Origin of the sequence: Streptomyces sclerotialus (genome assembly GCF_040907265.1) — a bacterium.
Lineage (GTDB): Bacteria > Actinomycetota > Actinomycetes > Streptomycetales > Streptomycetaceae > Streptomyces > Streptomyces sclerotialus.
This window is the reverse complement of record NZ_JBFOHP010000002.1, coordinates 408,609-420,703: the sequence shown is the minus strand read 5'-3', so window position 1 is coordinate 420,703 and position 12,095 is coordinate 408,609. Positions and strand designations below refer to the sequence as shown.

8 protein-coding genes are annotated in these 12,095 nt (G+C 69.5%); all 8 read right to left on the bottom strand.

Going from position 1 to position 12,095, the window contains the following annotated elements; translation table 11 throughout:
* Positions 1–297: 297 nt before the first annotated feature.
* Positions 298–1,065: an ANTAR domain-containing protein gene (locus tag AAC944_RS02050; RefSeq protein WP_051871294.1), complete on the bottom strand. Its 768-nt coding sequence runs from the start codon at positions 1,063–1,065 to the stop codon at positions 298–300.
* Positions 1,066–1,128: 63 nt separating this feature from the next.
* Positions 1,129–1,824 carry an ANTAR domain-containing protein gene (locus AAC944_RS02045; protein WP_078888238.1) on the bottom strand — a complete coding sequence of 232 codons (696 nt, stop codon included), beginning with the start codon at positions 1,822–1,824 and terminating at the stop codon, positions 1,129–1,131.
* A 245-nt stretch (positions 1,825–2,069) separates the two neighbouring features.
* Positions 2,070–4,823, bottom strand: coding sequence for a helix-turn-helix transcriptional regulator (locus tag AAC944_RS02040; protein ID WP_063759852.1), 2,754 nt, complete (start codon positions 4,821–4,823; stop codon positions 2,070–2,072).
* A 154-nt stretch (positions 4,824–4,977) separates the two neighbouring features.
* A complete protein-coding gene (locus AAC944_RS02035; RefSeq protein WP_063759853.1) occupies positions 4,978–5,847 on the bottom strand; it encodes an amidohydrolase family protein in 870 nt (289 codons plus the stop codon).
* A gap of 13 nt (positions 5,848–5,860) precedes the next feature.
* Positions 5,861–7,366 carry a penicillin-insensitive murein endopeptidase gene (locus tag AAC944_RS02030; protein ID WP_078888239.1) on the bottom strand — a complete coding sequence of 502 codons (1,506 nt, stop codon included), beginning with the start codon at positions 7,364–7,366 and terminating at the stop codon, positions 5,861–5,863.
* A gap of 4 nt (positions 7,367–7,370) precedes the next feature.
* On the bottom strand, positions 7,371–9,380 hold the full coding sequence (locus AAC944_RS02025; RefSeq protein WP_051871297.1) for a hypothetical protein: 2,010 nt from the start codon (positions 9,378–9,380) through the stop codon (positions 7,371–7,373).
* A gap of 11 nt (positions 9,381–9,391) precedes the next feature.
* Complete coding sequence (locus AAC944_RS02020) at positions 9,392–10,705, bottom strand: hypothetical protein (RefSeq protein ID WP_030607454.1); 1,314 nt, start codon at positions 10,703–10,705, stop codon at positions 9,392–9,394.
* A gap of 5 nt (positions 10,706–10,710) precedes the next feature.
* Entirely contained in the window at positions 10,711–11,592 is an 882-nt protein-coding gene (locus AAC944_RS02015) for a hypothetical protein (protein ID WP_051871298.1), read from the bottom strand.
* Positions 11,593–12,095 lie beyond the last annotated feature (503 nt).

The window sequence follows — 12,095 nt, the reverse complement described above, 5'->3', positions numbered from 1 at the left end:
TGCCGTCTCCTTCGCGAGGCCGCCGAATGCCGGCATCAGAACCATCCTCAGCGCCGCCGGAGGCATCCACGGATACCTTGACCGTACTCCCGCCTGATGTCATAAAGCGGACATCCGGAGCGGCAATTCAGCCCGTGCGGCCCCGGCACCCGCCGAGTCGGCTCTCCTTCCCAGCCGACACCGACGAGACAACAGCCTGCGGTCACTGCTCAGGAGCTCTGCAGTGGACAGACGTCCCGAGCGCAGACCTGGACGCCCGACGGTGCCTGGGCAGTAACGCGACCGCTCATCGCTCTGCTACTCCATGGAAGTGCTCGGATCGCGAGTGGGCGGGGTGTCCCCTCGGGGCGAGGAGGACGGATCGGGGAGCCGGCCGGTGTCGATGATGCTGTGCGCGACGGTCGTGAGCAGGATGCGGTGATGGCGGGCGTGGCGACGCATGGTGTCGAAGGCGTGGTTGAGGGTGGTGCGGCGCTGGGCGGCGAGGATGCCTTTGGCCTGTTCGATGACGATGCGGCTGTGCAGTGCAGTGTGGAGTTGTTCGTTGACGGTTTCGGCGTGCCTCAGGGCGCGGGAGTGCAGCAGGCCGATGGCGGCGGCGTCGGCGAAGGCCTGGGCGAGGACGAGGTCTGCCGGGGGCAGCGGCTCGGCGGTGGTGCCCAGGAGCAGCAGGGAACCGAGGGTGTCCTGGCGTAGTCGTAGCGGGAGGGCGTGGGCGGTGCCGTAGCCGGCGTCGCGGGCGTGGGTGATGAAGTCCTGCCAGTGGTCGGGAGCGCGTGCGAGGTTGCCGTGGGGGGCGGCGGTGGCCGTGCGGTAGGCCTGCAGGGCGGGGCCCTGCTCCAGGGCGACGTCCAGGAGTCTGTTCAGCGCGGGGCTGGGGTCGCAGGGAGCGGGGCTGTAGAGGCGCCGGCCGGGCCAGGCCAGCAGTACCGCGGCGTCGGTGATGGTGAGGATTCCCTTGCACCGCACCGTCAGCTGGTGCAGGAAGTCGATGACGTCGAAGTCGTCCACGAAGGTGTCGGCGAGTTCCACGAAGGTCTGCGCGATCTGTTCTTCCCTGCTCACTCCATCGCTCCTCATCTGCCGGGCAGTGCCTCTTGATGGCGTGCCGCCCACGGTCGGCGGCAGCTACGTCGGCAGTGCCTCATCGATGATCTCCCGGGCGACCTCATGCAGGGGCCGGCCGGCCGCGAACGCCTGCGCCCGGAGCCGGAGGAGCGCCTCGGCCACCGGCACGCCCAGCCGTACGCTCAGTACGCCGGTGGCCTGGTGCACCTCCACCCGGTGCAGGTCGACCGTTCCCGTGGTCCCCGGACCGTCATCGGAGGCGGGTGCTTGCGGCTGCCAGGCCAGCACCTGACCGGCCAGCACATCGGCCACCAGCAACCCGTCCGCCGCCTGCCGCTCGGTCAGCGGCCCCGGGCTGGTCCGGTACCCCGTCAGCGTCCCGATGGACGCCGATCCGACGCGCACCGGCCAGACGAACACCGCTTCGACGCCCAGTTTCTCGGCCTCGATGACGAATTGCGGCCACTGCTCCGCATCGAGCCCGTGCACCTCCGGCACCTGGTAGGGCACCGCGTCGAAGCCGAAGTCCGCGGACAGCCCCGGGCCCTGGCCCAGGGTGAACTGCACGTCCTCCAGTCGCGCGCTGATCTCATCGCTGAACCACACCAGTTCGGCCCCACGCAGCAAGGAGACCGCTATGCCCTCCAGCCCCAGGGCATGCGCACAACGTGCCGCCCATGTCCGCTCCCGCCCGGAGGTGATCGCCGATTGCAGGTCGTCCAGCAACTTCTGCAACGGGACCTGCCTTTCCACCATCGCTGCGCCTCCCACCGGCAGGCGGCCCGACCCCGCAAGCCGCCTACGCGCCGTACCCGCAGACTACTCCGGTCACGGCGTGAACCGGCGGACCGCAACGGGCGACCGGGCCGGGACGGGGATGCTCGACGACCCCGACGCCGAGCTCACCTCTGTCACCACGGCCGCCCGCGAGAACGGCTCGCCGGCGAAGCGACGGCACGAGCACGGTCGACGTGAAAGCCGGTACCGGGTCGGCAAGTTGCTCAGCGCCCAGCAGTCAGCAGGTTGATGAGGGCCACGCGTGAGCCGTTGTCGAGCTTGGCGTAGATATGGCTGAGGTGGTACTCGACGGTCTTGATGCTGAGCATCAGCTCACGGGCTATCTGACGGTTGGTCCGGCCGGTGGTGACCAACCGGGCAATGGCCAACTCCTGAGGGGTCAGCGAAGGCATCTGGGGGGAGACGGGCGCGGCACGGTATCCGCATGCCTGGAACTCCCGCTCGCAGCGGGCGAGGTACGGTGCCGCGCCCAGTTCCGTGAACGCCGCCATGGAGCGGCGCAGATGAGCCGCGGCTTCGGAACGACGGCCGGTACGGCGGAGGAACGCACCGAAGTCCAGAGTGAGCCGGGCGCGTTCGAAGGGGTTCCCCACCTGGTCCGCGTGTCCGAGACCGTCGAGGTACGCACGCTCCGCGGCCTCCTTGTCGTGCCGCGCGGAGAGGAGTCCGCCTTTGATGCGGCCGACGGATGCCAGCGCTGAGTGGCGGCGGCGCGCGGCGGCCGTCTCCTCCAGGCGGCCCAGGACGATCTCCGCTTCGTCGTACTCACCGAGCTCGACAAGAGATTCCGCGAGAAGATCGGCCCAGGTCACCACGCCGGGATCCACGCGGACAGCACCGTCGAGGACGGGGCGCAGGGCACTCACCGCCTGCTCGGGAGCGCCGCATAACACTGCGAGCTGTGCGTGCGCCCTGGCTCCGTAGCACCCGGCGAGCTCTTCGTCACACTGCACGTTGTCGGCGCGCAGGGTCTGAAGGTACCGGGCAGCGCGCTCCTGCGCTCCCCGCGCGGCCAGTACGATCGCGGCCTGGCCGTACGCCATGGGCGCGAGCCACAGCTGTCCGGTGTCGGTGCAGGTGGACGATGCCGACTCGAGGTGGAGGGCGGCATCGTCCCACCGGCCGAGCCGGAACTCGGCCTCGCCCAGAAGTACACGGGCCAGCACCTGCAGTGCGGCGGGACCGCGCCGGCAGAGGGGGAGGGCTGCGCGGAGATCGGCATGGCCTTCTTTGAGATCGTCCGACCAAAGCCGCAGCGCGCCCCTGCCGAGCAGCAGGTCGGCGTCGTCCTCCTGGACCAGGACCCGGGCCGGTAACTCCCGCACACAGGCGAGGCCTTCGCTCGTGGCGCCGGCGATGCCGAGTGCGGCCACCTGCGCGAACCGCAGCATCCCACTGCCGAATGCGGTCCGTGGCAGGGCCTGTGCGAGGTCCGCCCAGTGCGAGACGGACGCCGTGTTGCACCGGATGAGACAAGCGCAGGTGAGCTGTTCCGCTATCCGGCGGGCCAAGGCGGGTTCCGGGCATCGGGTCCATGCGTCTTCGAGCAGGGCGAGGGCGTCGCGTGTTTCGCCCCGTACCAGTGCCAGACGCCCCTGGACGTAGCGGTGCGACGCGGACGCGGCATCGCCCGGCAGTGTGCCGAGTGCCTCGGCGGCCTCCGCGACTCGTCCGTCATGCAGCAGGGCGTCCGTTGCCTCGACGGCGAACTGTGCGCGTGCCGTGTCCGTCGCCGCCAGCCGGGACGCGTGACCGGCAAGCATTGCGGCAGTGGCTCCGGAACCCGCATGCATCGCCCTGCGGGCACCGGCGGCGAGATCGGCGGCGAGCGGCGGATCGGGAAAGGCAGCTCCCAGCAAACGGTGCTGCAGGGCGCTGAAGTCGTCCTCCGCGAGCAGTGCCGCCTGAGTGTGCAGGACGGCCCGGCGTGCGGGGCCTATGTGGTGGTACACGGCAGCACGTATCAGCGGATGGGAAAAGGCGAGGCTCGGGGGGCCGACCGCGAGGGGCAGGTGGAGAAGGTCCTGGGTCGCTGCCTCCTCCACCGCCGGTAACGGGTCCTCGGTGGATGCGAGACGTGCGGCCAGAGCAAGGGGGCTGGTCATGCCGAGCACGCTGGCCGCCGCGACGAGTTGCTGAGTGGGGTATGCACAGCGCGCCAGACGCGCCACGACGAGCAGGCCGAACGAGCGGGGCGCAGGCAGGTCCGCGTCGGGGGAGGCCAGCTGCGCCGGGGGCACCTGCCGCAGCAGGGCACATGCGTGCAGGGGGTTGCCATGAGTGTGTTCGTGCAGGCGTTTGACCGCTGACAGGGGCAGGGGATCGTTGAGGAGCTCCGTGCTGAGTGCCGCGAGCTGGGCTGCGGGCAGGCCGCCCAGCAGCAGCCGCAGTGTGCTGTCGTCGTCGAGCAGGCGATGCAGTCCCTCAGGGAGCCGGGCGTCACCCAGGTCCGGTACGGTCAGCACGGCCATGACCCGGCCGGTGTCCAGTCTGCGCAGGGCGAAGGCGAGTGCCCGCAGGGACGGGGTGTCCGCCCAGTGGGCGTCGTCCAGGACGAGAACAGCGGTACGGCCGTCCTCGAGACAGCTGATCCGGTCCAGCAGTAAGGAGCCTGCGGCGAAGACATCGGCTCTCTCGCGCAGGGCTTCGGCAGTGGCCACACTGGCGGAGGCCGGAGCGGGGGAGAGGAGGCGCCCCAGTACGCCGTAGGCGAGGGCTGATTCGTCCTCGACACCCCCGGCGGCCAGCGTGGTCACCTGGCCTGCCACTCGAAGGAAACGTCGGACCAGGGCGGTCTTCCCGATGCCGGTCCGGCCTTCGATGAGGACCAGGCGGCCGGTGCCGTCCGCGGCGGCTCTCAGGCAGGAGTCCAGAGCGGCAAGTTCCTCGTTCCTGCCGAAGAAGGGGACACCGGGGGTGGCATCATCAGGCGTACGCAGTGGATCAGCATGTGGCATGGCCACCCCCTGCCCTGATGCGTGTCAGTGGCTACCCACCACGGTGGCGGCCCCGACGCGGCGATTCAAGTCGCATCATGCGCACCGTCCGGTCGTGGTCCGCTCCCGGCGTCGCCGGGCTGCTCATCTCGCCCGGCGGGCCGCTCCAGCAGCCTCAGCAGTTCGAGCCAGGTACGGAAGGGCACTGGCGCGTCCGCTCCCTCGGCGAGCAGCCGGCCGTACACCTCGTCCGCTCGGTAATACAGATCGATGACGAATCGCACGGCTCCTCCCAGCTGCGGGAATGCCCGAGCGCCGGCGTGCCGTGAAGCAGCCGCAGGAGATTGCCACCGGTGATGAGGTCCTCGGCAGCGCGCGGGAGGTGCAGCGCGCGGATCTTCTCCAGCTCCAGGCCGGGGTGCAGCCAGGGGCCGTCGGAGCCGAAGAGAATCTTCCCCGGGCCTGCCCTGAGCACCGCCTGGCGAAGGACATCGAAGCGGCGCACCCCTGAGGTGTCGGCATGGATGTTGGGATGGCGGACCAAGTGATCGACGAGGGCGAGCTGCGCACTCCAGTCGTCGGCGAAACTGCCCAGGTGCGGGATGACGAAGCTGACGTCAGGATAGCCGCGGGCCAGCAATTCCAGGGGCGCTGTCTCGCCCATGACGTCGTAGATCACCGGAAGCCGGAAGCGGCGTGCCGTTTCGCACACCTCGCGGGTGATCCGTCCGTCCCGGCGGTGCACCTTGATACCGCGGAATCTCCAGCGCCCGACGGCTTCCGCCACAAGGGTGTGCACCCGGCCGGCGTCCCGTACCGGGTGCACCATTGCGAAACCGATGTACCGCTCCGGCTGCCGGCTCACGATCCGGGCCAGGTCCTGGTTGGCCGCCGCGTAGTCCTCGTGGAAGACGGGCAGCAGCACGGTACGCCGGATTCCGGCGCGCCTGGCGCGGGACTCGTAACCGTCGAGCGACGGCACGGTGTCCCAGGGGCCGCTCAGACCCGACCCCCTTCCCGCATGACAATGGCAGTCAACGATCATGACCGCTCTCCTGTCAGGGCGGCAGGACGCGGACGGCTCCGCGTGGGAGACCGGCGAGTCTGCGGTCGGTGAAGAAGGCGTTCTTCGTCTGGTCGATGCCGGGCACCGGACCGATCCACGACCAGCCCTTCCGCTGTGCGAGCGCCTCGGTGTACTGCCGCCATTCCTCGAGGTTCGGGCTGCGGCGATACCTGTCGCGGAAGTACTGCCAGGTGCTGCCGAACTCGGTCGCGTTGCCGACGGGGTTGGGAACCGCCCCGGTGAGGGCGCGGAAGGCAACGGTACGGGCGGCGTCGGGCAGCCGGTCCCACGGCAACTGCTGCAGCCGGTGGAACGCTCGCAACTGGCCACGGGGGATTCCTGGCGGGGCGGGCGCTTCGTAGGTGTCACCGGTACGGACGTAGTCGGCACGGTGCATGTGGCGGCGGGCGGCCCGCCAGTCCCGGAGGACCCGCTGCAAGGGTGTGGAACAGGCCCTGAGGAACGCCTCGAAGGTGCCGTAACGGTGGCGGGTCAGCAGTGCGTAGCGGTTGAACATGGCGTGCAGGACCGCATGGGTCTCCAGGTCGTCACGGCCGCCGCTTTCCCCGATGACGAAGCGCGCCGTCCACAGCAGGTCCTCCGGGCTGAACCGGTAGGGAGGCGCCGGACCTGCCGGGCCGGGGGCCAGTGTGGTCAGGGTGCCGAGCGCAGTGCTGCCCACCGCGGTCGGCCGGGCCGCCGTCCTGCCGGCGTTCTGCCGACCCGGTACCGAGATGGCCGGCGCGGCGGCCTGTGACGCCGGTGCGCCGGTCGGCGGGGCGAAGCGGACGTGGAGGTGGTTGTCGTGGTTCTTCCACCGTTGCACGCCCCGCACGCCCGGGTCGTTGAAAAGGATGAAGTGCACGCGGAGCACACCGTTGGCGCGCAGGCGGTCGACGAGCTCCTGAGTGAGCTCCTGAGAATAGCCGGGGTGCCCGCGCAGGACCGGCGCTTCCCGACCGTCATCGCGCAGCGGCCGGATGTCCACGTCCAGGCCGAGCCGATGCGACCCGTGGCCCGGGATCGGGCCGCCCCCGCGCAGACTGATGTCACCGATCCCGATCCTCGGGCCGCGCGGGTGCGCCCGCTGCCAGGCCGCTGCCACTGCTTGCAGGGCCCGTACGGTCTCCGCCCTGCCGAAGCGATGATCGGCTCGGCCCGTGGAGTGGAAACCGGGGCCGCTGTCCGGCAGCTGAACCGAGACGGCCGGGTCCTTGCCCAGCCCCGCGGCGACTCGCAGCAACGACCAGGTGGCCGGGCCGACCAGGCCGTCAGCGGCGAGACCCGTCCTGGCCTGCCACTTGGCTGCCTCGGACACCAGCGCGGCCTCGTCCCATGCGGTGCGCTTCCGATTGAGCGCGCGCCGGAGTGCGGGCAGGTGGGCTCCCCACCCCAATGTCGTCGCGTACTGCCGGTTCCGTTCCACCTTGCGGGCGATGTCTGACGACCCGGCTTCTTCGGCGATCCACTCCGGCGCCATGCGCGGCACAACTGGCATGTCCTTACCTGCCTTCCGGCCGCCCGGGCAAGGGCCTGCCAGGTGCGCCCGGCGGAAGCTGGGCGGGTGCTCCGGAAGGCGGCCGGCCGGGAAAGGCCGCACGGGGCTGAGCGGGCGGCAGTTGCCGGACGGGCTGCTGCGCAAGCGGGGCCCGCGGTGCGTACGCAACGGGCGGTGCCGTGGCGGACGTGGCACCAGCCATGGCCTTCCTGCCGGACTGGCCGGCCAGCCGGCGGCGCAGATGGACGGCGGGCATGGTCACGTCGATGCGCGCATCGGTCCGTTCGACACCGAGGTCGACGCCGGTGACCGAGCGGTATGCGTGTACGTACCCCTGGATCTCCGTACGCCAGTAGCGGGCCCATTGGGCCGCCTGCGACCGGTCGATCACGTCGTTCCAGTTGCCGAACCGCACGGACAGCAGCAATTGCTCACCGAACCGCCCCAGGTCACGGAAGTGAATGACACTGTCCGCCGACCAGCCCTGCAGGCGCTTCATGCAGTCGACCTGCCCCATCCACCGCTCCGGGTAGGCAACCATCGTCCGCGTGGGAAGGAACTCGCGCATCTCCGGCCGTGAGAGCAGCCACTCCTGGATCAGCATTTCCTGCCGTGCTGTCCACGGCAGGTCTCCGTACTGGTTGTGCTGGCCTTCAGTGAGCAGCAGATGGACGTCCTTGAGCGCGTTGAGTACGGGGAAACCGTCGGCGAGCACGGTGGTGTCGTCGTCCTCCCGGAAGAACACCGCGGTGAGGTTCAGCAGGGTGTGGAAGGCTTCCAGGAAGCGAGGCCTGCTGTCCGCCGGCCGCAGTGCCGGCGCGCCGAGCGGAAGCTGGGTGATGCCGTAGTGGTGGTCGTACTCGTAGGCCCGCCGTACTGCCGTGAGCCGGTGCTGTTCGTCCTGCACATAGCCCCAGAGCAGCTGACTGAGCGCGCGCAGCGGGTCGGTCTCCAGCTGGGCCAGGGGGTCGGGCCCCAGTGCGCCCCGCAGATTCTGGAAGCGACGGGCCACCGCGTCCAGTGAGGAGCACAACATGCCCTCTTCGTGCCAGTAGGACCAGATGAGCTCCAGGAGGAAGGGGTAGCGCAACTTGTCCTCGAGGATGCCGTAGCAGTCGTCGGCACCGAAGTTGTGGGAGGCTTTGAGAAGCACCCCTGGGAGGTTGCGCTGGATCACTCCCAGGTAGGGCAGTACCGCAGGGTCGTTACGGCCCGAGGAACCCCTGGGGTCGGCGTTGATGTACTTCCGCCAGCGATTCATGATCGCTTGCTTGAAGGGGTCGTCCGGCAGGACCCGTTCGCCGTACCGCTCCCGTTCTTCCCGCACGTCGAGTCGGTTGATGAGTCGTTGGATGGTTTCTTTGTCGGACGAGACGAAAACACCGGACTGGACGAGCAGGAAGACCTCGGTGGCCCTTTTGAGCAACTGGTAGGCATCGACGCCGGGGAACGGCAGCGCTCGTGGGCCGGGCATCTCCCGCGGCAGAGCGATCTTGTCGAGTGCGGTGTCGAGAAGCCCGGGGTTGCACATGATCGGCTCCAGCCAGGCGTCGTACTCCTCGAACGAGATGCGGTCCGTGCTGTTGCGGATGAGGCTCCACAGGGCCTGGTCGTCCTCGGGGAAGGCCGCCGTGGGGTTCAGCTGGACCTGGACGTTGTCCCCCGAGGAGAAAGGAGGCCGGACGGCAGGGAGTACTCGGACGGTGATCTCTCCGACCTCGACTTCTTTGACCGCCGTCACCACGTTGGCACGGTCGTTGGGATCGGTGGTGCTGATGTTCTGGCCAGGTTTGAGAGTGATGACCACGCGAATCACGTAGTCACCCGGAGACTGCTCCGGTGACACGTTCCACCAGGCACGGAACGGGTTACGGCGGTCCTTCACCGGAGAGGCCTGCACTCCGAGGACTTCCCACTCGACGGGAAGTTCGGAGGGAAACTGTTCCTTGACTGCGAACGCGATGCGTCCGCCCTGCTCGACGCTTGCAGAGGAAGGTTCGATGGTGACGGCCATGACCGGCCCCCTCAACTGTCGTTGAATGCCTTGCCGGGCAGCGCCGCACACCTCATGGAGGTCCCGAGGGTGCTGGACAGCGCCCAATGCGTGATCAGGTCACCCAGGAGTCGGCTCTCCTCCTCAGGGGTGATCAGTTCGGTGCTCCTGGCCTGCCCCAGGACCGCGAAGACGACGGACGGTGGTGCGGCGCGCATCAGGGACGGCTCCAGAGTCCAACTCCGGTACCTGGCCGCAAGCAACTGCGGTGTACGTGCGGACCGTGGCACCAGCTCGGTCATCCGCGCGCCGTTCAACGAGGGCGGACGGTGCCGCAGCAGCAGGTCGACGAAGCGCGGCATCGAGGCCTCCAGGGCCCGGACGAGAACGCGCAGCTCACCCGGTACCCGGGGCAGGGGGTAGAGCGTTCCCCACACATCGCTGAGCCTGCGCCATTGCGGGTGCGGATACAGTGCGTCGCCCATGGCACAGCTCAGTCGCACCCGGACGTACGGAAACGGGTGGGGGTCGCCCGGTACCGGAACGAACACGAAACGCCGGGGGAGACTCACGACCGACATCAGTCCGAGCGTTGCGGCGATCCCGAGCTTCCCCACTGCGAAGAAGTCGGCCACGATCTCCGAGACCGTACGCCCCCAGTACGCGAGGGCAGTGCGGGCAGCCGCGTCCCGGCACCGGCGCTCGGCGTCGTACAGCGCGGCACGCAGCGAAACCACAAGACCGAGCAGCGCCGCCACTTGATGGCCGACCTCGTGCAGGAGGGAGGCTCCTATCCCATGGCCGATCATCCGTTCGCGCGGAATCCTGATCAAGGCGAGGGGGCTGCGGGCGCGGCCGGGCACCCGGGTGTTGATCCGGCGGATCGCGCCTCCCGGGCCCCGGTCCAGGTAGCAGGCGACCGGCACGGGTGTGTCGAGCACCGTGCCCGGTACGGTGAGTGCTTCGACAGCGGCGACGTCCAGCCCTGAGAGCCAGACACCGGCCTCCTGTTCGCTGCGCTGGGTGATGACCTCCTGGAACAGGTCGAACTGGGCCAGGACATCGTGGAAACCACCGCGCAGTGCAACGAAGCGGCGCTGTGCCACTCCGGGTGGCGCCGACCGGCCGGTACTGTCGAGCCAGGCGAGGAAGGCCTGGACCCGACGCCGGAGATCCGCCTGACCCCGGGCCAGGAAGTGCTCGATCGCTGTCTGTGCGGCCGGCGACAGGGCGGCGGCGGGCACCATCGGCTCGTACAGCGCGAAGGGACGCACCCGGTCGAGCCGGGCCAGCATGGCACGCGCCTCTCCCGACAGATAAGAGCCCGCGTCCGCGTACGCCTCCATGGTGCTCAGGCCCCCAGAATGACGATCTTGCGCCCCTGGCGTATCCAGCGACCGGAACGCGCCCGGGCGGTCGCCTGACTGCCGGCGCCCATGCCCTCCGGGCCGGTCCCTTCGCCTGCCGGCATCTCCTGACCCGCGCTCTGGAGCGGGTAGCCGGCTTGGCCGTGTGTGCAGGAGCAGGTCGGGACCGGTGCCGGCCAGTACCAGGGAGCCGGGGACGCGAAGGCACGGAAGCGCCGGGCCAGCCCGGGAGCATAACGGCGGGCGGCCGACAGCACAGCGCCCTGTGCCAGAGTCTGGGGCGCGGCCCGGCGGGGATCGAGTGCCGCGTTGCCCGCTGCGGTGGCTGCCAGCCGCACGAAGCGACGGGCGATCTCGAACTCCTGCTCCTCGTGATCGGCGCCTTCCGTGTCGACCTCGAAGAGGTTGCTCGCCATCGAGCCCAGCTTGCCGCCGATGAACGTGCCGACGCCCGGCGCGACGAACGAGCCGAGCGCCTTGCCGGCGATGGGGAGGACGGCCTTCGCGACGTTCTTGAAGATGCCGCCCAGCGAGCGCCCTACGGGCGACCGCAGGAAGCCGCCCACCCCACGCGACACGTTCTTGAAGAGCTTCCCGAGGAACTGCTCGAGTTCGGCCTCGGACGTCACCTCCATCAGTTCCGCGGCCAGCTGGACCTCATCGGTCTCGCTGAGCGGACTCTCCATGGACGGCAAGCCGCTCTCAGCGGGCTCACCGCCCTCCTGCGGACCTTCCCACTGCTCGGACGCGCTGCCGAACTCGGCCTCAGCGCCCTGAAGTTCGTATTCACCGGGGACCTGCATCTCGGTGGCGAACTCAGTCTCGTAGCCATCACTTTCGCTCGGCATGAGCCCGTACTGTGACATGCTCATCGACTCCTTCGACCATCGCCCATCAGCCGTCGGCCAGCCAGGGCCAACGGTGCCGCGAACGTACGGCGCGCCGGGAGAAAGGGCGCCAGGGCCCGGTTCAGGGTTTCCCCTGAAGTGACTGCCAGGGGCACCCAGCGATGCGCGTCGCCGCCGGCCCCTCCGGCGCTGTGCCGCGACTGCAGGCGGGCGAGCGACTGGGGGCATTGGCCGAAAGCAGCGCCTGACGATGAACGGTCGTCGTACGGCCATGGAAACCCAGGACGATCTCGCGGACCCGGTGGATCGAAGTTGCGCGGCGATGGCCGTCGCGGCGCGGGGCCGGCGCGGGTGGCGACAGCCGTCCGCGAATACATCGGGAGCGGAAAGCCGAGCGGCTTGGCTCATGGCCGAACCGCCTTGCCCTGGAGGCCAGTGACCCCACTGTTCTGGGCGGTGGTCGGTCGGGTGACGCGACAGATTGCCGACTCCGGCAAATCGCCCATACGGGTGGCGCGGCA